General features: G+C 62.3%; 18 protein-coding genes. 10 read left to right on the top strand and 8 right to left on the bottom strand.

The window, feature by feature from the left end:
- Positions 1–9: 9 nt before the first annotated feature.
- Positions 10–2,892 (top strand): ATP-binding protein, encoded by a 2,883-nt coding sequence (locus tag BBF94_RS16665; protein WP_065260080.1) that lies wholly within the window; start codon positions 10–12, stop codon positions 2,890–2,892.
- Here the strand turns inward: BBF94_RS16665 and BBF94_RS16660 are convergent.
- From BBF94_RS16660 to BBF94_RS16650, 3 genes are all read right to left on the bottom strand, one after another.
- A complete protein-coding gene (locus BBF94_RS16660; RefSeq protein ID WP_065260079.1) occupies positions 2,879–3,493 on the bottom strand; it encodes a response regulator transcription factor in 615 nt (204 codons plus the stop codon). The genes BBF94_RS16665 and BBF94_RS16660 overlap by 14 nt on opposite strands.
- Positions 3,494–3,570: 77 nt before the next feature.
- Positions 3,571–3,942, bottom strand: coding sequence for a response regulator (locus tag BBF94_RS16655; protein ID WP_065260078.1), 372 nt, complete (start codon positions 3,940–3,942; stop codon positions 3,571–3,573).
- Complete coding sequence (locus tag BBF94_RS16650; protein ID WP_065260077.1) at positions 3,942–5,546, bottom strand: PAS domain-containing sensor histidine kinase; 1,605 nt, start codon at positions 5,544–5,546, stop codon at positions 3,942–3,944. Before BBF94_RS16650 ends, BBF94_RS16655 begins: the two co-directional genes overlap by 1 nt.
- Before the next feature lie 337 nt (positions 5,547–5,883).
- On the opposite strand from BBF94_RS16650, the gene BBF94_RS16645 reads away from it, so the two are divergent.
- Positions 5,884–6,849 (top strand): quinone oxidoreductase family protein, encoded by a 966-nt coding sequence (locus BBF94_RS16645; RefSeq protein ID WP_065260076.1) that lies wholly within the window; start codon positions 5,884–5,886, stop codon positions 6,847–6,849.
- Here the strand turns inward: BBF94_RS16645 and BBF94_RS16640 are convergent.
- On the bottom strand, positions 6,836–8,065 hold the full coding sequence (locus BBF94_RS16640) for an MFS transporter (RefSeq protein ID WP_065260075.1): 1,230 nt from the start codon (positions 8,063–8,065) through the stop codon (positions 6,836–6,838). The two genes, BBF94_RS16645 and BBF94_RS16640, sit on opposite strands and share 14 nt — an antisense overlap.
- A gap of 216 nt (positions 8,066–8,281) precedes the next feature.
- Here BBF94_RS16640 and BBF94_RS16635 point away from each other — a divergent pair, with 216 nt between their 5' ends.
- From BBF94_RS16635 to BBF94_RS16620, 4 genes are all read left to right on the top strand, one after another.
- Positions 8,282–9,628, top strand: coding sequence for an epoxide hydrolase family protein (locus BBF94_RS16635; RefSeq protein WP_065260074.1), 1,347 nt, complete (start codon positions 8,282–8,284; stop codon positions 9,626–9,628).
- Between the two features lie 85 nt (positions 9,629–9,713).
- The gene (locus tag BBF94_RS16630; protein WP_065260073.1) at positions 9,714–10,757 is read left to right on the top strand and encodes an alpha/beta fold hydrolase; all 1,044 of its coding nucleotides are present in this window, start codon (positions 9,714–9,716) and stop codon (positions 10,755–10,757) included.
- A gap of 24 nt (positions 10,758–10,781) precedes the next feature.
- On the top strand, positions 10,782–11,291 hold the full coding sequence (locus BBF94_RS16625; RefSeq protein WP_065260072.1) for a cytochrome P460 family protein: 510 nt from the start codon (positions 10,782–10,784) through the stop codon (positions 11,289–11,291).
- A 23-nt stretch (positions 11,292–11,314) separates the two neighbouring features.
- Positions 11,315–12,091 carry an alpha/beta fold hydrolase gene (locus BBF94_RS16620; RefSeq protein WP_065260071.1) on the top strand — a complete coding sequence of 259 codons (777 nt, stop codon included), beginning with the start codon at positions 11,315–11,317 and terminating at the stop codon, positions 12,089–12,091.
- A 41-nt stretch (positions 12,092–12,132) separates the two neighbouring features.
- Here the strand turns inward: BBF94_RS16620 and BBF94_RS16615 are convergent, their stop codons facing one another.
- Complete coding sequence (locus tag BBF94_RS16615) at positions 12,133–13,347, bottom strand: MFS transporter (RefSeq protein ID WP_065260070.1); 1,215 nt, start codon at positions 13,345–13,347, stop codon at positions 12,133–12,135.
- Between the two features lie 133 nt (positions 13,348–13,480).
- Here BBF94_RS16615 and BBF94_RS16610 point away from each other — a divergent pair, with 133 nt between their 5' ends.
- From BBF94_RS16610 to BBF94_RS16600, 3 genes are all read left to right on the top strand, one after another.
- Positions 13,481–14,296, top strand: coding sequence for an AraC family transcriptional regulator (locus BBF94_RS16610; RefSeq protein WP_065260069.1), 816 nt, complete (start codon positions 13,481–13,483; stop codon positions 14,294–14,296).
- 134 nt (positions 14,297–14,430) lie between these two features.
- Complete coding sequence (locus tag BBF94_RS16605) at positions 14,431–15,180, top strand: creatininase family protein (RefSeq protein ID WP_065260068.1); 750 nt, start codon at positions 14,431–14,433, stop codon at positions 15,178–15,180.
- A 66-nt stretch (positions 15,181–15,246) separates the two neighbouring features.
- Positions 15,247–16,665: an aldehyde dehydrogenase family protein gene (locus BBF94_RS16600; RefSeq protein ID WP_065260067.1), complete on the top strand. Its 1,419-nt coding sequence runs from the start codon at positions 15,247–15,249 to the stop codon at positions 16,663–16,665.
- 57 nt (positions 16,666–16,722) lie between these two features.
- Here the strand turns inward: BBF94_RS16600 and BBF94_RS16595 are convergent, their stop codons facing one another.
- The 3 genes from BBF94_RS16595 to BBF94_RS16585 form a co-directional block, all read right to left on the bottom strand.
- A complete protein-coding gene (locus BBF94_RS16595; RefSeq protein ID WP_065260066.1) occupies positions 16,723–18,156 on the bottom strand; it encodes a catalase in 1,434 nt (477 codons plus the stop codon).
- Positions 18,157–18,273: 117 nt separating this feature from the next.
- Entirely contained in the window at positions 18,274–18,690 is a 417-nt protein-coding gene (locus BBF94_RS16590) for an organic hydroperoxide resistance protein (RefSeq protein ID WP_065260065.1), read from the bottom strand.
- Positions 18,691–18,711: 21 nt separating this feature from the next.
- A complete protein-coding gene (locus BBF94_RS16585; protein ID WP_225875070.1) occupies positions 18,712–19,137 on the bottom strand; it encodes a hypothetical protein in 426 nt (141 codons plus the stop codon).
- Positions 19,138–19,435: 298 nt separating this feature from the next.
- Between BBF94_RS16585 and BBF94_RS27650 the strand changes: the two genes are divergently transcribed.
- Positions 19,436–19,846: a hypothetical protein gene (locus tag BBF94_RS27650; RefSeq protein ID WP_141676592.1), complete on the top strand. Its 411-nt coding sequence runs from the start codon at positions 19,436–19,438 to the stop codon at positions 19,844–19,846.
- Positions 19,847–19,914: the final 68 nt, after the last annotated feature.

The raw sequence follows: 19,914 nt of genomic DNA, 5'->3' as shown, positions 1-19,914 counted from the left end.
TCGCCCCTCGTGGAGCCCATTCCAGACGCCTTGCATGAGTCCCTCACGACCCGGTTCATTTTTGGTCCGTTCTGCGTCGTTCCTGGTAAACGGTTGCTGACCCGCAACGGTGTTCCGGTGGAGATCGGCGGTCGGGCGCTGGATCTGCTGATTGCCTTGCTGGAGCAGCCGGGGCGGGTGCTGTCCAAGTACGATCTGATCGAAAAGGTCTGGCCCGACAGCGTGGTCGCCGAAGGCAGCCTGCGCTTTCACATGACGGGCCTGCGGAGGATTCTCGGAGATGGCGAAGAGCACGCACGTTATATCGCCACACAGGTGGGAGTGGGCTACGCCTTTGTGGCGCCGCTGGAAAGGCAATTGTTGGAGGCTCAGCCGGCATCCACGCAGCGCCGCCGCGAAAGTAACGTCTGCAGCCTGCCACCACGGGCGAAGCTGATCGGGCGCGAAACCGATCTGCAACTGGTCGTCGATCATCTGCAGCAGCCCAGGTTGTTCACCCTCGTCGGCCCCGGTGGTGTCGGCAAGACCAGCCTGGCCATCGAAGTGGCGCATCGCATCGCGGCCCAAGGCTACGAACGCGTCTGTTTCGTCGATCTGGCGCAAGTGGAAGACTGCGCGCTGGTGCCGTCGGCACTGGCCAGATCGCTGGGCATTGCGGTGCAGGCGGAAGACCCGCTGTTTGTCCTGCTCGCGCATCTGCGTGAACAGCGGCTGATGCTGGTGATCGACAATTGCGAACACCTGATCGACGCCGTTTCGACCCTCCTGGAACAGATCAGCGACAGCGCGCCGGATGTGGGCATTCTGGCGACCAGTCGCGAGCCATTGCGCGTGCGCGGTGAATACGTTCACTGGCTCAATCCGCTGGAGTTTCCTCGCGAGTCCCGGCACCTGTCCACTCAGGAGCTGCTGGCATTCGCTGCGATCAGGCTGTTTGTCGAGCGCGCTTCGTCGAGCAATGCGGCGTTGCTGCTGGAAGCGGAGGGCGGGCAGATGATCGCGGACATCTGCCAACGCCTGGAGGGCATGGCGCTGCCGATCGAACTGGCGGCGATGCGGGTCGCCAGCCACGGCCTGAAGGCCACGCATGCCTTGCTCGGCGAGCGCTTTTCACTGGGCTGGTCGGGGCGCCGGACGGCGGTGCCGCGGCATCAGACGCTGCGCTCCATGCTCGACTGGAGTTACGACCTGCTATCGGCGCCGGAGCGTCTGGCGCTGGAGCGGTTGTCGGTGTTTGTCGGGCCGTTCTCTCAAGAGGCGGCATCCCAGGTGGTGGCCGAGTCTCAGTCCGAAGGCCCGGCGGTGGCCGCGATCCTCGATGATCTGGTGTGCAAGGGGCTGGTCACGGTCGATCACAGTGATTCGACGGACTCCTATCGGCTGCTGGAGATGACACGCGCCTATGCCCGGGAAAAACTGACGGCCCGGGGCGATGCCGAAGTCAACTCGCTGGCCTTCCGGCATGCGGCGTATTACATGGATCTGCTGGGCCACCCCGGTACCTCGCCTGATGAGTTTTTCCGCTACTTCGGGCGCCTTGCCACTCAGTTGGGCAACGTGCGCAGTGCGCTGGAGTGGAGCTTCGGCCCCCATGGCGATCCGGGCCTGGCATTGCCCCTGGCGGCGGCGAGCGCCCCGTTGTTTTTGCATTTTTCGCTGTTGGTCGAGTGCCGGACCTGGTGTTCCCGGGCCGCAGAACTGCTCGAGCTGGGGTACTACGGCACATCGACCGAAATGGAATTGCAGGCGGCCCTCGGGCTGGTGCTGATGTTCACTCAGGGCAACAGCGAAGCGGCCGAAAAGGCCTTGCTCCGGGCGCTGGACATCGCCGTTGCGCTGGCGGACCACGGATCACAGTTGAGGCTGCTGGGGCGCTTGCAGATTTTCTACGAGCGCATTGGCGATTTCCGCTCTTCGCTGGCATGGGCAGAGCAGGCCGCCGTGGTCGGCAATGTGCTGAATCAGCCGGCAGCCATTGCGATTGCTTCATCGCTGACCGGCATCTCCCATCATCTGTTGGGCGATCAGCGTCTGGCCCGACAGGAGCTGGAGCGCTCGCTGCGCAACAGCTTGCCGTCCCACCCCGGCAACACGATCTACTACGGCTTCGATCATCGCAATCGTACCGGGCTGGCACTGGCCCGTTCGCTGTGGTTGCAGGGTTTTCCCGATCAGGCCCGGCACTGGGCCGAACTGATCGAAGCCGAGGCGTCGGCGCTGCAGCATCCGGTCACCTACTGCATCGCGATGGTCTGGATTCTGTGCATCTATATCTGGACCGGCGATCTGGAGAAGGCACTCGCCAGTCTGGAGCGATTCAGTGCGGTTGCCGAAACCAATGCGCTGGGCCCGTACATGGCTGCCGCCCATGGCTTGCGAGCGGCGATTGCCATCCGTGCCGGGCAGCCTGGCGAAGCGGTGCCGCTGCTGGAGGAAAGCCTGGCGCGGCTGCGTGGCATGCGCTATGAACTGCTCACGACATCCTTTGAAATCGCATTGGCCGAGGGCCTGATGCTGGGCGGGCAACACGATAAGGCGCTGGCGCTGGTCGACGGCACCATCGATCACTGTCGTCAGAGCGGCGACGCTTTCGCCTTGCCGGAACTGCTGCGGATCAAGGCCGGTATTCTCAAGTTGATCGACGGCGAGAATGTTCAGGCCATCACGACCCTGCTTGAGGCGTCCATCGCGCTGAGCCGCGATCAGGGAGCCTGGGCATGGGAGCTGAGGACTTCGATGGATCTGGCCAGGCTCTGGCTGGAACAGGGAAGGGCGGAGCAGGCCAGGGCGTTGCTCGGCGCGTGTCGCGAGCAGGTCTCGGAAGGTTTCGACACCCTTGACCTGCGCCGGCTGGAATCCCTCTGGCAAAGCCTTTGCGTCACCTGCGAGTGATCAGCGCCGCCATTTTCACCAGATCCGCCAGCGAGCGGGCTTTCATCTTGCGCATGACCTTGCCCCGGTGAGCCTTTACCGTGATTTCGCTGATATCGAGGTCAGCGGCGATCAGCTTGTTCAGACGACCGCTGACCACGGCGGCCATGATTTCCTGTTCGCGGGGTGTCAGGGTCCTGTAGGCCTCAAGCACGGATAGCACGGCTTTTTCTTCCTCCAGCGCCGCGCGGCTGCCTTCGAGCGCCTCGCTCATGGCCGTGAGAAGCACGTCATCGTTGAACGGTTTGGTCAGAAACTCCACTGCGCCGGCTTTCAAGGCCCGCACCGTGCGCGGAATGTCGCCGTACCCGGTGATGAAAATGATCGGCATGTTGTAGCGCTCGTCAGCCAGGGACGTCTGCAAATCCAGACCATTCAGGTCCGGCAGGTTGATATCCAGCACCAGACAACTGGGAACCCGCGCCCGAGGCTCGGCGAGAAAAGCCTGCGCGGACTCGAAGAGTCGTGGCTGCCAGCCGGCGCAGCGGATCAGCAGTTCCAGCGACTCGCGCACGGAGACGTCGTCATCCACAACGAAAACCACAGGCGTGACGTCACTCATCGAAGAAGCTCCGTGGCCGGGGGACACTGTGCGATTGCTGTTCAACATGGCGATTCCTTTTCTTTGCCGCTTCGCGCTCAGTCGAGGGGCAGGGCGGCGCTCAGGGCCTTGAGCAGTTGCGCTTCACTGAAAGGCTTGAACAGGCACTCCACCGCGCCAGTGTTCATCAGCTTCGCCTGTTGGCTGGCGTCGGCGTGAGCGGTGATGAAAATCACCGGGATGCGATAGCCGCGACGCAGCAGTTCCCGATGCAGATCCTGCCCGGACATGCCCGGCATGGCCACATCGAGAATCAGGCAATCGGTCAGGCCGAGATAAGGCGACGCCAGAAACGCCTGGGCCGAGGCGAACGCCTGGACAGCGAATCCGAACTCCCTGATCAGGTCAGGCAGCGATTCACGAACCGACTCGTCATCATCGACAACCGATACGAGCAAGTACTTACCCATCAGTGATTCTCCATGACGCGACCGGAGACATCGCGGTTGTCGGTTGGCGCAGACTCGTCCGCACACGGAATTGAAAAGGTGAACGTCGTACCCGGTCCGTCGTGGGCCGTGGCCCGGAGCTGCCCGTCGTGGTGTTCGATGATGGAGCGACTGATCGACAGACCGACTCCCATGCCCGAGCTTTTGGTGGTGTAGAAGGCATTGAAAATCCGTTCCATGTCCTGTGGATCGACGCCGGTGCCGCTGTCCTTCACCGCCAGATAAACGCTCCGGTCTTGCTCCTGGCCGGTGCTGACGAAAAGTTCTCTGGAGCGACCGGTGATCGTAGTCATGGCCTCGACGGCGTTCATGATCAGGTTGAGGATCACCTGTTGAAGCTGGACCCGGTCGCCCTTGACCGGTGGCAGGGCCTCGGCGAATCGAGGATGAAGCACCACGCCGTTGCGTTGCAGCTCGCCCAGCAGCATGGCGATGACTTCCCGTGCGGCGTCATTGAGGTCGACGTTTTCAATGGTGATGCTTTTTTTCGAGAACAACGCCCGCAAGCGGTTGATCACATCGGCCGCCCGATTGCCGTCGCGAATGGTGCGGCGTGCGGTTTCCAGGGCTCCGTCGACATTCGGAGGGTCGGCGCCGAGCATCCGCAGGCAGGTACTGGCATTGGTGATGATGCCGGCCAGCGGCTGATTGACCTCATGGGCAATCGATGCGGTGACTGCGCCCAGGCTGGCGACTCTGGCCAGATGCGTCAGCTCGGAACGGGCCTTGGCCAGAAAGGCTTCCGCCTGTTTGCGGTCTTCGATGTCGGTGTTTTCGCCATACCAGCACACGATCCGGCCCGCCTCGTCGCGCTGGGGTACGGCGCGGATCAGAAACCAGCGGTAAATGCCGTCGAAGCGTTTCAGGCGAGCCTCGTACTCACCGGCATCGCCCGAATGCAGAAGCGCTTGCCAATAATTGCCGAGCCCCGGGGCGTCGTCGGGGTGGATCGAGGCCGTCCAGCCGTTCCCGCACGCCTCTTCGAGCGACATGCCGGTGTAGTCGCACCAGCGCCGGTTGACGAAGCCGACACTGCCTTCGGGCGAAGCGCTCCAGACGAACCCGGGAACGGCATCGATAATGCCGCGCAGGCGCTCCTCCGAGCGGCTGACGTCTGCGAGGGCCTTGGCGATCAAGACCTTGTCCCGTCGGCGTTCATCGATATCGACCTGCAACACGCACCAGCGAGTGATGGTGCCCTCGCTGTTCCTGACCGGCAGGCCACGCACATGAAACCAGCGATAGACCCCGTCGGCGCGACGAATGCGATGCTCGACGTCATAGGGCGTGCCGGTGTCGACCGAATGCATCCACGCCGCAGTGACCGATGGCAGATCGTCCGGGTGCACGGTGTCGCTGGCTTGCCAGTTTTTCAGTTCATCGAACGGGATGCCGATGTAGTCGAGGATTTGCCGGTTGACCTGCTCCAGTTCACCGGACGGCGTCATGAAGGCGACCATGGCCGGAATGCTGTCGATGATCGAGTCGACCTCGGACATTGGCAGCTTCCTGTCATTGACGTGACCCGGCCCGTCTTCGATGACGCGCTCCTGCTCATTCGCCATATCGATTCTCATTGTGCAGTCACCGTTGAACAAAGATGCGCCTTCTGATGGCACCCGCCCATCATACTTTGGTGTCGCTTGCCGCGAATATCGGCCGCCATCGCACATTGCGAAGGGCATCACGGTGCTGCTTTTGTAAGGCACTGTATCTACGACCCCTCCAGCCATACAAGCATGCAAAGCGCCCGCTTCGCGAAACCGCGTGGATACATCCGCCGCGCAGTCTTGGCCCTGGTTTCAACGTCCTCCGACGATTGAATGAAGGCAACGTGACGTCCGCATTCCTGCCACCGCCAAGGCAGCAGGAAAGGTCGTCCCTGTGACAAGGCAGAATCTTATGAAAGCAGTGGTCATCCAGGCCTTTGGCGGGCCCGAAGTCTTGATGGTGCAAGACATTCAACTGGCACAACCGGGGCCCGAACAGGTCCTGGTCAAGGTCATGGCGGCGGGCGTCAATTTCATGGACACCGGTGTCCGGCGCGGGCTCGGCGCTGCCTGGGAACTGCCGTTGACGCCGGGGGCGGAAGGCGCCGGCATTGTTTTAGCCACCGGACCGCAGGTGATGGAGTTCGGTGTCGGTGACCGCGTGGCCTGGCATTACGTGCCGGGCAGCTACGCCGAACAGGTGATCACCCCGGTCAGCCAGTTGGTGCCGCTACCGGACGAGATCGACTTCGTCACCGCCGCCAGCCTGATGATGCAAGGCCTGACCGCCGCCAATCTGGTGGACAAGGTGCATGCGATCCAGCCGGGTGACGTGGCCTTCGTGCACGCGGCGGGCGGTGGTGTGGGGTTGATGCTGACCCAGTTGATCAAGCTGCATGGCGGCAAGGTCATTGGCCGGGTGTCTCACGCCGACAAGGTGGAGGCCGTACTCGCGGCGGGTGCCGATTACGCGGTGATCGGGCGGGCGCACAACATTGCCGGACAGGTCATGCGCCTGACGGAGGGAAAACGCGTGAATGTGGTGTACGACGGCACTGGCGCGCAAGGTTTTGCCGACTCGCTGGAGATGCTGGATTATTTCGGCACCCTGGCTTTGTACGGACCGTTCATGGATCCGACACCGCCGATCGATATCTTCAGCGTGCCGCGCAGCATCAAGCTGACGTATCCCTCGGTCATGCACTACGTTCGCGATCGCAAGGTGCTGCTGGAAAAATCCCGGCAACTGTTCGCGTGGGTCAGTACCGGCAAGCTGAAGACCTTCATCGGCAATCGTTATTCGCTGGACCAAGCACAACAGGCCCATATTGATATCGAGTCGCGCAACACGACGGGCAAGCTGATCATCGTCCCTTAGTGCCACGCCGGATCAGCAGCGCTGCCAACAGCTGGCTGCCGGCGAAGAACGTGAACAGCTCTTGCGCGGTCCATCGGGCATCCAGCAGAAAACCGGCAACCACCGGCGATATGATCGCCCCCAGGCGCCCCATCGCCAGCACCACGCCGACGCCGGTCGTGCGAACCGACGTGCAGAACGCCTGAGGGGCCAGGACATACAAGGCAGCCACCGCACCATTGAGCATCAGGCCAAGGGTGACGGCCACAAGTGCCGCCAGGCCGGGCAGGTGCGAGGCCGGCACGATCAATGGCAGCAGGGCAGCGTTGAGCAGCAGGAAACCCGATAACAGACGTTGGCAGCCGAATCGATTGGCCGCGAGGCCCAGAAGCAGGGCACCGAGCATGCCCCCGAACGCCAACAGCACCCCGATCCGGGCGCCTTGCCGGTCGGTAAAGCCGTTATGGACCAGCAGGCTCGGGGTCCAGCTCATCACGAAGTAGAAGCAGAACATCAGCAGAAAGAGCGCCAGTGCCAGCGACGTGGTCTGTTGCCACTGACCGGGCGCAAACGGTCGGCGGGCGTTGTCAGGCAACGCTGGAGCGCCAGGCGCGCGGTGTTCGAGTGCCAGAAATGACGGCGACTCTCGTAACCAATGGACGCCGGCCAACGCTGCCGCCAGCGTGATGCAACCACCGGCTAGAAAGACATACCGCCAGCCCACCCAATCATTCAGTACATGCGCCAGTACCCCGCCCAGGCTGGCGCCCATGGCGAAGGCGAGGGATTGCAGCGCGATGGCCAGATTGCGCCGCTGCGCGCTGGCGTGTTCGAACGTCAGCACGTTCGCCCCCACCAGCACCGCCCCCGTGCCGATGCCGGTCAGCAAACGCAGGAACATCAGCACGTGATGATCCGGACTCCAGAACGACAGCAACATGCTCAGGCCGCTGAGCAGCAGACCGGCGAGCAATAACGGCCTGCGACCGAAGCGGTCGGCCCTGGGCGCGGCCAGCAGCGAACCGAGCGCCATCCCGATCAGACTTGCGCTCAACAACAGGCCCAATTGCGCGCCGCTCAACGCCCACTCCGCAGAAACCCGGCTGGCAGTGAAGGCCATGGCCATCACGTCCAGCCCGTCGATCACGTTGAACAGCATGCACAGCCCGATCACCCACCACTGCGAAGTGGTCGATGGCGTACTGCTCAGGCGTTCGAGCGCTGTGTCCCCACGCATCCGCAATCCTTGTTCCGCTCTATCAATTAAATGGGCCGTTTCCCCGCCGCATTCTGCCCGTTAACCGCTGCTCATTTCGAGCGCGATTTTACGCGCCGGGCCAACGTGTCATACCAAGGTATCGACCGACACCAACGTGTAATCGCGGCGACGGTGTCGGGGTGGTCTGATCCGATTGGCGATGCCTTTCGAATAATGACTACAAGGAGATCCATCATGGTTGCGGTTACGTGCGGTTCCACATGGCGCCATTGCCTGGCGTCAGCCATCAGAAGAGGGGCCCTGGGCCTTGCCGTGCTCGCAGGCAGCAGCGCGACCTGGGCCAGCAGCGCGACCACCGATCCGTCGCAAGCGATTCGCCCGTACCACGTCCATGTGGATGAAGCGAAATTGACTGACCTGCGCAAACGCATCGCCGACACCCGCTGGCCCGACAAGGAAACGGTCAACGACGTGTCCCAGGGTGTGCAGCTGGCGCAGGTCGAAGCCCTGGTGAAGTATTGGGGCAGCGGTTATGACTGGCGCAAGGCCGAGGCGAAACTCAATGCCTTGCCGGAGTTCGTGACCACGATCGATGGCGTCGACATTCAGTTCATCCACGTGCGTTCACGCAACCCCAATGCGATGCCGCTGATCCTCACTCATGGCTGGCCGGGTTCGCAATTCGAGTTCCTCAAGACCATCGGCCCGCTGACTGACCCCGTGGCGTATGGCGGCAAGGTGGAGGACTCGTTCGATGTGGTGATCCCGTCGATTCCCGGTCACGGTTTTTCCGGCAAGCCGACCGAACTCGGCTGGGGTCCGGATCGGGTCGCAAAGGCCTGGGATGTGCTGATGAAACGTCTGGGTTATACCCATTACGTGTCTCAGGGCGGCGACCACGGTTCGGTGATCTCTGATGCATTGGGTCGTCTGGCGCCGCCCGGTCTGCTGGGCATTCACTTGAACATGCCGGCCACCGTGCCTCCGGAACTGGTCAAGCCGATCAATGGCGGTGACCCGGCTCCGGCAGGGCTGAGCGGCCCGGAACTGACGGCGTTCAACTCGCTCAGCCAGTTCTTCGGGCGCAATGCGGCCTATGGCGCCATGATGGTGACCCGGCCACAGACCATCGGTTATCTGCTGGCCGATTCGCCTGCCGGCACGGCGGCGTGGATGTATGAAAAGTTCGCCGCGTGGACCGACAGTGACGGCCAGCCCGAGAAAGTCCTGAGCCGCGATGAAATGCTCGATGACATCAGCCTTTACTGGCTGACCGACAGCGGCGCCTCGTCCTCCCGTTTCTACTGGGAGAACAACAACAATAACTTCAGCGCCGCCGCGCAGAAGACTGCGGACATCAAGGTGCCTGTCGCGATCACCGTGTTCCCCCACGAAATCTACCGCGCGCCCAAGGTCTGGTCGCAGCGTGCCTATCCGTCGCTGGCCTACTTCAGCGAGGTCAGCAAGGGCGGTCACTTCGCGGCCTGGGAACAACCGCAATTGTTCAGCGAAGAACTGCGCGAAGCGTTCCGGCCACTGCGTGCCGCCGCGCAGAAAACCACGGCTCAGGCAGCCCGCTGACCTTTTGATCCGCAAGCCTTTCAACCCCAAGCCCTTCAACCAAAGCCCGGAACCGCCGCCCGGCGGTTCACGGTGGAGACTCGGCATGACTGACTCTGACGCTGTAATCCAATCCCGGCGCGTGCTCGCTGGTTCCATGCTGGCGATTGCCCTGGCTGTCGTCGCGACATACGCCGGCGCCACTGAAGTGCCTGCCGGCAAGATCGACGCCATTACCGCCGGCAGCAACGTTTCATTCGGCGCGCTGAAACACGTCAAGGCCGGACTGCTGGACGTGTCCTATGCCGAACTCGGTCCGGCCGACGGGCCGGTGGTGATCCTGCTGCACGGCTGGCCCTACGACATTCACAGCTACACCGACGTCGCTCCGGCACTGGCGCAAAAGGGCTATCGGGTTCTGATTCCCTATGCGCGCGGTTATGGCGATACGCGCTTTCTGTCGGCCAAAACCGTTCGCAACGGCCAGCCTTCGGCGCTGGCCAAGGATCTGATCGACTTCATGGACGCCCTGAAGATCAAGCAAGCCGTGCTCGGCGGTTACGACTGGGGTGCACGCACCGCCGATATCGTCGCCGCGCTCTGGCCGGAACGGGTCAAAGCGCTGGTGGCGGTGAGCGGTTACCTGATCGGCAGCCAGGACGCCGGCAAGGCGCCGTTGCCTCCCGCCGCCGAGTTGCAGTGGTGGTATCAGTTCTACTTTGCGACCGAGCGCGGTCGTCTGGGTTACGAGAAAAACACCCATGACTTCGCGAAACTGATCTGGCAATTGGCGTCGCCGAAATGGAACTTCGACGATGCGACCTACGACCGCAGCGCGGCCGCCTTGCAGAACCCCGATCACGTCGCCGTCTCGATCTTCAACTATCGCTGGCGCCTGGGGTTGATCAAAGGGGAAGCGCAATACGATCCGCTGGAGAAAAAACTGGCGGCGTTCCCTTCGATCAGCGTGCCGACCATCACCCTGGAAGGTGATGCCAATGGCGCGCCGCACCCACCGGCCGAGGCGTATGCCAAACGCTTTACCGGCAAATACGAATACCGGCTGATCAGCGGTGGCATCGGCCACAACCTGCCGCAAGAAGCGCCGCAGGCCTTCGCTCAGGCAGTGATCGATGCCGATCATCTCTGATAGCCGGCCCGAGAGGATCCGACGATGAAACTCAACCATTGGGCCGTGTTGCCGGCGGCCATTGCGCTCGCGGCACTCGCAGCCACGGGCGTCGCTCTGGGCGAAGCCGATGACGGTGATGCTTCGCCGATCTACGGCGTGAAGCTGCCGAAAAACTATCGCCAGTGGGCGCTGATCGCTCCGGCCCAGGAAGCCGCGCCGCTGGATGAATTGCGCGCGGTGCTGGGCAATGACCGGGCGATCAAGGCTTACCAGAGCGGGACGTTGCCGTTCCCCGACGGCACGGTGCTGGTCAAGCTGGCGTGGAAACACGTGCAGTCCCCGGAGTTCGAGCCGGCCTCGATTCCGGGGGCGGCCACCACTGTCCAGGTCATGGTCAAGGACTCGCGCAAATACGCTTCGACCGGTGGCTGGGGATTTGGCCGATTCATCAATGGCAAGCCTGCCGATGAAGCCCAGCACCAGACCTGTTTTGCCTGTCATCAGGCGCGGGTGCAAAACCATGACTTCGTTTTCACCCGATACGCCCCCTGATCCATCACACAAGGAGTTGTCACATGAAAAGAACATTGACTGCACTGACCCTCGCGGCCGGCCTGTGCCTGGGCGTGAGTGCCTTCGCCCAATCCGCCAAACCGACCGTGGTACTGGTGCATGGCGCCTTCGCCGATGCGTCGAGCTGGAACGGCGTGGCGAAAATTCTCGAGAAGGATGGCTACACGGTGATCGCCGCCGCCAACCCGTTGCGCGGCGTCAAGAGCGATGGCGCAGCAGTATCGGCGTTGCTGAGCAGCATCCAGTCGCCGGTGGTGCTGGTCGGTCACTCCTATGGCGGCAACGTCATCAGTGAGGCGGCCAACGATCATGCCAATGTCAAAGCGCTGGTTTATGTCAGTGCCTTTGCCCCCGAGGCTGGTGAAACCGTTGCCGGACTCGCCGGCAAGTTTCCCGGCAGTACCCTCGGGCCAACGCTGGCGCCACCCGTTGCGCTGGCCGATGGCGGCAAGGACTTGTACATCCAGCAGAGCAAGTTTCACGATCAGTTCGCCGCCGATGTCCCGGCTGCACAAGCGGCGCTGATGGCCGCGACCCAACGCCCGGTCACCGAAGCAGCGCTGAACGAGCAGGCCGGGGCGCCTGCCTGGAAGCACATTGCGTCCTGGTACATCTACGGCGACAAGGACAGGAACATACCGCCCCAGGCGATGGCGTTCATGGCCAAGCGTGCGGATGCCAAGGCGGTCGAGGTGGTGAAGGGCGGTTCTCACGTGGTGATGGTGTCGAACCCGGCACCGGTGGCCCGGCTGATCGAGAAAGCGGCGACGGCCCTCTGAACCTCGGCGTGCACCCGGGTGCACCGCCGTTTTTTATCGGTTCAGGCAGCGGATGTCTGCGGCGACTTCATCGGGGCCAGTCTGAGCAGGGGCGTGATGCCGAGCATCAGCAACAGTACCGCGAACAGCGATGCGTACGCCGGGCCGAAGTGTCCGGTGTATTCGCGCAAGGCACCGAACAGCAGCGGCCCGAGCGCGGCGATCAGGTAACCGATGAACAGCATGAACACCGTCCATAACCCCGCCTGTTCGCTGGTGCTGGCGTGATCCAGCGGCAAGGTCATGGCCACGGTGAAACCCATGCCCAGGCCGATGGCTGCGAGCACCACGTACAGCATCGGCCAGTACGCCGGCAGGAACGCCATGCCGCCAACTCCCATCAGTGCCAGCAACGCCGACAATCCCAACAGGCCGCGCCGGTCGTGGGCCTTGCCTCGAATCAGCCCCGCACCCACGCTGGCAACGGCGAATACCGCGGTAAAAATGCCCAGCAGAACGCCCGGGGGCACACTCGACGTGGCCGCTTCCACCGACGCTGGCGCCATCCAGGCGAAGAGGGCGTAGACCACGAATTGACCGGCACCGAAATTCAACGCAATCAGCCACGCCTGCGGATTGCCCCACGGCAGACGTTTGCTCGGGGTCGACGGCGATTTCACCGCTGGCGCCGGTGTCGCAAAACGCCGTGCCATCCACACCCAGCTGGCGATGGCGGTGAGGCACAGCCCGCTCCAGCTGCCGGCGCTGACCCGCCAGTCCTGCGCCAGCTCGGCAATCGGCGCGCTGAACACTGCCGCGAGGGTCGCGCCCAGGCTCAGTCCGCCAGCATAAATGCCCATGAACAGTGCCGGTCGTTGCGCAAAGTGGGTCTTGATCCACGCGCCGGTCATGGCGCCAGCGACCGCGATGCCGATGCTGGCAAGGAACGTGCTGCCGAGCAGGAAAAAAGCATTCGGCGAGATTGCCCGCAGCAACGTGGACGCGCCCAACAATGTCAGGGCGGCCACCACACTGCGATCGATCCCGAAGCGCCTGGCCAGGCTCGGCACCACCAGCGCGAACACGCCCATGCAGACGTCGGGGATCGAGGTCAGCAACGCAGCCTGGGTGTAGCTCAATTGGAAGTGTTGCTGGATCAGCGTCAGGATCGGTCCCACCGAAATGATCGGCGGACGCAACGCGATGGACAGGATCAGCAGGCCGATCACCGCCGTGACGCTTTGTGGGGGAGCGGAGAGATTACGCGTGTTAGCCATGGAAAAAGCCTCATTGCTCAAGAATGAGCGCAAGGCTAACAATGGGCTCGCAATGGCAAATGCCAAGATTTGTCGCCAAAGTGACAATCGCTGCATGAGGCGATCAAGGTCTGTTTTCAGGAGAGTCCACTCGATGAAACAAGAGGTGCGCAAGGTCGTCGCCAAGCGAGAATCCGCGCCGCGCAGCGAACGTTATCCCGACTATCAGGATGTGCCGCGCGTAATGACCGTGCTGGTGCGCGATCAGGTCACTGGCGAGTACAACGAACCGCATGTGCATCGTCATGGGCAGTTGCTGTACGCCTCAAGCGGCGTGATGCGGGTGGCCACTGAACGCGGATTGTGGATCCTGCCGCCGAAGCGGGCGCTGTGGATTCCGCCAGGGGTGACCCACGATCAGTTGATGCTGAGCGCCGTCAAAATGCGTTCGATCTACATCGAGCCGCAGGCCTGCGCCGGGCTGGGCCCTCATTGCAAAGTGCTGGAAATCCCCGGACTGTTGCGCGAGTTGATTCTGGCCCTGGCCGACCAGCCGATCGAATACCCGCAGGAGGGGCGCAACGCGCACATCGTGGCGTTGATACTCAGCGAACTGCAGGGGGCGCGGACGTTGCCGATCGAAGTGCCGTGGCCGCTCGACAGGCGACTGGTCACGGTGTGCGAGGCAATTCTGCAGGATCCCGGGCAGGACCACTCGATGGGTTATTGGGCCGACCGGGTCGGCGCCAGTCCGCGCACGCTGATTCGCCTGTTCGTCAATGAAACCGGCCTGAATTTCCGCCATTGGCTGCAGCAGGTGCGGCTGGCGACCGCCATCGACCGGCTCGACAAAGGACAGTCCGTCGGCGTGATTGCCCGGGACCTGGGTTACGCCAGCCAGAGCGCCTTCAGTGCGATGTTCAGACGAGTGATGGGCGAATCGCCCCGTGAGTTTCTCGTGCGCGATTAGCGCCGTCCGGGGTTTCCGATACCTTTGTATTCTGTCGCCGAAGGGAGTCGGGTGTTATCAATGCTTCTGCAGATGCAGGTGATTGAAAACCCGCCCATCGTTCCGCAAGGAACCTTCGAAGAGAGAGAAGCCTGATGCTTTTATACCTGTCGACCTGGTCCGAAATCGCGCAATTCCTCGAACGCAGCCGCACCATCGTCATCCCGATCGGTTCCAACGAACAGCACGGGCCGACCGGCCTGCTGGGCACCGACTGGATGTGCCCGGAAATCATCGCCCATGAAGCGCAGAAGAACGCCGACATCCTGATCGCCCCGACCTTCAACATCGGCATGGCGCAGCATCACCTGGGGTTCCCCGGCACCATTTCGCTCAGGCCTTCGACCTTCATCGCTGCCATCGCCGACTGGACCCGTTCGCTGGCCGCCCATGGCTTTGAAAAGATCCTTTTCCTCAATGGCCACGGCGGCAACATCGCGTCAATCGAAGCCGCGTTTTCGGAGCTGTACGCTGAAGCGAGTTTCGCCCGGCGCAAGGCCGGGTTCGCCCTGAAGCTGTGCAACTGGTGGGACCTGGAAGGCGTGAACGAGCTCGCCCGTGACCAGTTTCCGACCGGCCACGGCATTCATGCCACGCCTTCGGAAATCGCCGTGACCCAATGGGCGTACCCCGATTCCATCAAGTCGGCGGACTACTCGCCGCAGATCGCCAATTGGGGGCCGATCCGTGAAGCGGCGGACTTCCGTGCCCGTCACCCGGACGGCCGCATGGGCTCGGACCCGGCCCAGGCTTCGCCGGAAAAAGGCCGACAACTGGTGGAAATGGCCGCTCGCGGCCTGGTGCAGGAGGTGCAGGCCTTCAGCCGTGAATCATTACCCGACTGAGCCGTCGCCCTGACCAGCGCCCGGATTTTCCGGGCGTTGCTGTTTCAACCCTTTGGGAATATCGACATGTGGACTATCAAGCACAGCTACATCGATGGCGCATTCGTGCCCGTTCAGGGCCGCGAAACGATCGAATGCATCAACCCGGCGACGGAAGCAGTCATTGGCACCGTCACCCTGGCCAACCGCGACGACGCCAGGCAAGCCATCGCCGCTGCCCGGCGTGCACAGATCACGATGGGCGGCACCTCGAAAGCCGAGCGTATCGACATGCTCAAGCGCCTTCAGGCGGCGGTGCTGGAGAGCACCGACGAAATACGCGACACCGCCATCGAGGAATACGGCGCACCGTTGGCTCGTGCGCAATGGGTCAGCCAGTACGCGTCGCAGTCCTTCGCCAACGCAGCGCAGGTGCTGGAGAGCTACGAGCTGGTCCGGTCTGTGGGCCATGCAAGGGTGATCATGGAGCCGGTCGGGGTGTCGGCGTTGTTCGCCCCCTGGAACAGCACCGCCGGTACGGTATGCAGCAAACTGGCGGCGGCGATTGCCGGCGGTTGTGCCACGGTCATCAAGCCGAGTGAGCTGAGCCCGTTGCAGACCCAGGTGCTCGCGCTCGCCCTGCAACGTGCGCAACTGCCCAACGGGGTGATCAACATTGTCTTGGGCCGTGGGAGCGATGTGGGCGACGAAATCAGCACCAGCCCGCACATCGCGAAGATCTCGTTTACCGGCTCCACCGCCACCGGAAAACTCATCGCCCGCGCCGGCATCGAGACGATGAAACGGGTGAGCCTGTCGCTCACCGGCAAGTCGGCGTCCATCCTGCTGGACGACGCGGATCTCGAAACGGCCATCCCCATGGCGCTGAATGGCGCTTTCATGAACAACGGTCAGGCCTGTGTCGCCGGTACGCGGCTGTTGGTCCCGCGCACGAACTTGCCGCAGGTGATCGAGCGGGTGAAAACCCTGGTCGACGCCATAGTGGTCGGTAATCCCCGTGATCCGGCGACCGCCATCGGCCCGATGGTCAACCAGGCGCAGTTTGATCGCGTGCAGGGTTTTATCCGGCGCGGGCTGGAGCAGGGCGCACGGTTGGTCGTCGGCGGGGAGGGCCGGCCTGCCGGGCTGAGCCAGGGCTATTTCGTGAAACCCACGGTGTTTGCCGACGTCGGCAACGACATGGACATCGCCCGGGAAGAGATTTTCGGCCCGGTGCTGTCGATCATTGCCTATGACGATGAAGAGGACGCGGTCCGCATTGCCAATGCCAGCGTCTACGGTTTGCAGGCCTATGTGTTCACCCGCGAGGTGGAACGTGGCCGACGCATCGCTACGCGTCTGGAGGCCGGTTCGGTGTTGATCAACCGGATTGCACCGGAGCTGCTTGCGCCGTTTGGCGGGGTCAAGCAGTCGGGGATTGGCAGGGAGTTCGGGGTGTCGGGGCTGGAAGCGTTTCTTGAAGCGAAAAGCATCGTAGAGGACTGACAACGACAGCAGGGCCGGCAGGATCAATCCTGCTGGCCCTGCTTGCATCATTGCGGATCAGCCCAGTGCTTCGATGGCCTGCGCAACGCCTGCACCGTACGCCGGATCCGCCCGGGTGCAGTGGTCGATGTGGCGTTGTCGGGTCTGGGCGCTGGCGCCATGGATCGAGCGCGCCGTGTTCTCGAACAAGACCTGTTGCTGGGCGGGCGACATGGCCCGGAACAGCGCACCCGGTTGCGAGAAGTAATCGTCGTCCTCGCGGTGATTCCAGTGCCCGGCGCTGCCTTTGAGGGCCAGCGGTGGCTCACTGAAATCCGGTTGCTCGACCCATTGGCCATGGCTGTTGGGCTCGTAGCCGATTGTGCTGCCCGCATTCGAATCGGTGCGCATCTGACCGTCCCGGTGATAGCTGTGGACCGGGCAGCGGGGGGCGTTCACCGGGATCTGATGATGATTGACGCCCACGCGATAGCGCTGTGCATCGCCGTAGGAGAACAGTCGCGCCTGGAGCATTTTGTCCGGTGAAAAGCTGATGCCGGGCACCACGTTGGCCGGGTTGAAGGCCGCCTGTTCGACGTCGGCGAAATAGTTGTCGGGATTGCGGTTGAGTTCGAGCACACCGACTTCGATCAGCGGGTAGTCCTTGTGGGGCCAGACCTTGGTCAGGTCGAAGGGATTGAACGGGCAAGTGTCGGCGTCCGCCTCGGGCATGATCTGCACAAAAAGCTTCCATCGCGGGAAGCGGCCTTCTTCGATGGCGGTATACAGGTCGCGCTGGGCGCTTTCGCGATCTTCGCCGATCAATGTAGCGGCTTGCTGGTCGGTCAGGTTCTCGATGCCTTGCTCGGTTTTCCAGGTGAACTTCACCCAGAAACGCTCGTTCGCCGGGCTGATGAAACTGAACGTATGGCTGCCGAAACCATGCATGTGCCGGTAAGTGCGTGGCAATCCGCGATCACTCATGACAATCGTCACCTGATGCAGCGCTTCGGGCAGCAGCGTCCAGAAATCCCAATTGTTGCGGGCGCTGCGCAGGTTGGTTCGAGGGTCGCGTTTGACCGCGTGGTTGAGGTCGGGGAATTTCAACGGGTCACGCAGAAAGAACACTGGTGTGTTGTTGCCCACCAGATCCCAGTTGCCTTGCTCGGTATAGAACTTGATGGCGAATCCGCGAATGTCACGTTCGGCATCGGCGGCGCCACGCTCGCCGGCCACGGTGGAAAAACGCACGAAGATATCGGTGGTTTTGCCCACGCCGGAGAACAGCGCTGCCTTGGTATATCGACTGATATCGCGGGTGACGGTAAAGGTGCCGAATGCCCCTGAACCCTTGGCGTGCATGCGTCGTTCGGGAATGACCTCTCGATCGAAATGCGCCAGTTTTTCCAGCAGCCATACATCTTGCAACAGCACCGGGCCTCGGGGGCCGGCGGTCTGCGAGTTGTTGTTATCCACCACTGGCGCGCCGGCGGCGGTCGTCAGCTTGTTCATGCGCTACTCCTGGCTTTTGTTGGTTTGCCGCCATCACATCAAAAGCCTCGGGATGCCCTCTATTGCACCTTGGTGTCGCTGCAGGAAACGGGGGAATGGCCGGACATTGCAATGTGATCAGGCGAGGGTGATGCTGACATTGACGTTGTTGCGCGTGGCTTTGGAGTAGGGGCAATTCTGGTGCGCCGCTTCGATCAGCTGCTGTGCCAGTTCCGGCTCGATTTCCGGCAACGATACAGCCAGACGGGCCTGCAGGAAAAAACCGTGCTCTGCGTGTACCAGGTCGACATGAGCCTCAACTCCGGCGTTTGCCGGGAAGCCGATCCTGCGCGCGTTGCAGGCGTGGCGCAGGGAACCGAGAAAACAGGCTGACCAGCACACCGCGAACAACTGCTCGGGATTGGTTCCGGTCCCGGGGGCGCCCGGAGGAGAGAGCCTGAGATCCAGTCGACCGTCGTGACTGCGTGCGGTCCCTTCACGGCCTCCTGTGGTGCAGGTGTGAGCGGTGTAGAGCGTTTTCTCGATGTTGATCATGGGCATTCCCTGGTGAAGATTTCACTGCGTCGAACGATCGATGCAGGCTGCGCGCGCAGTGTCGTTGCGTTCCGTTGGCGACACGCACGCCAGCGGTGGGGAAGCGGTTGTCGTGGCCATGTCCCGTTTGCCCAGGTTGATGAGCAGCGTGGATCTTGCAATCTCGATCAGCCAGGCCCGAAACGGAAAGTCGGGGTCGTGCCGGGCCTGTTCCAGATAAAGCATCTTGAAGGCTTGCTGAACGAGGTTGCCGGTGTCCTCGCGGCTGATCCGCCCGGCCTGGACCTGGCCCTCGTAAAAGGCGATGAGCAACGGCGTCACGGTCGCGAACAACTGTTGTGATTCAGCCCTGTCATGCCGGACGGCGCCGGTGACCAGGGCATACAGTTCGTCGTTGCCGAGCCGGTCGGCCTCGCACAGGCACTGTTGGCGATAACCTTCAGCCATGATCGGATCCCTCGCAAAACCATCATTCGACCGAGCGAAGCGAGCAAAAAGATTCGCAGGGAGCCTCGCGCTCGGCGGTGAGATTCAAGCCTGCCTTCACCGCTCCATGACTGCCAGTTATGCGTTGTTAGCGCTTGTTAGCAACCGGCTGTTGCAGCACGTTGCAGGGTGATTTTTTTGCTGGCTGGCCAAGACGCTGCGCGGGTTTTCGATGGCCTTTGCCTGGAGAAACGGCGGGGAGGTGTTCGGGCATTTTTGACATCCCTGTCTCTTTGCCATCGTCACGATGACGTAGGAAATGTCTGATATTTATTTCGCAAAATTCCTACATTTTGTTTGCCTCACCGGCAAAAAACGTGGTTATTATCCGCCGGCGCTCCGGGTCACAAACCCGGCGCCAGAAGATTGCCGTGCGTCTACAGGCCCGGCAGTCGCAGCCGATCGGGACCACCCTGGCGCTGTCACCCACCGCGCAGGTTGTTCCTCGTCGTTGACCCTCAAATGGAAGTCGAGGTTTCAATTGAGCACGCGGTTTGCAATTGACGATGCAGTGGACAAGGCGATCGATCTCGCCATCGGTCCTGGCAATTCTCCAGCTGTTCATGCTGATCGCGCTGCGATGTTCTTCGCCAGCTCATCTCCCCCCGGTTTTCTGTGCGCGTGTGCGTGCGACGTGAGTCTGCATGCGCGTGTCGCGCCATCTTCCTGAATTCGAATGACCGAACCGGCACTTGATGCCGGGACCTGACTGGCAGGGTGCATTCCGCCCCTGCCTGA

This window comes from Pseudomonas bananamidigenes, from assembly GCF_001679645.1.
GTDB classification, from domain to species: Bacteria; Pseudomonadota; Gammaproteobacteria; order Pseudomonadales; family Pseudomonadaceae; genus Aquipseudomonas; species Aquipseudomonas bananamidigenes.
Note: the sequence above shows the minus strand (reverse complement) of the source record. Positions and strands in the feature narration are given on the sequence as shown.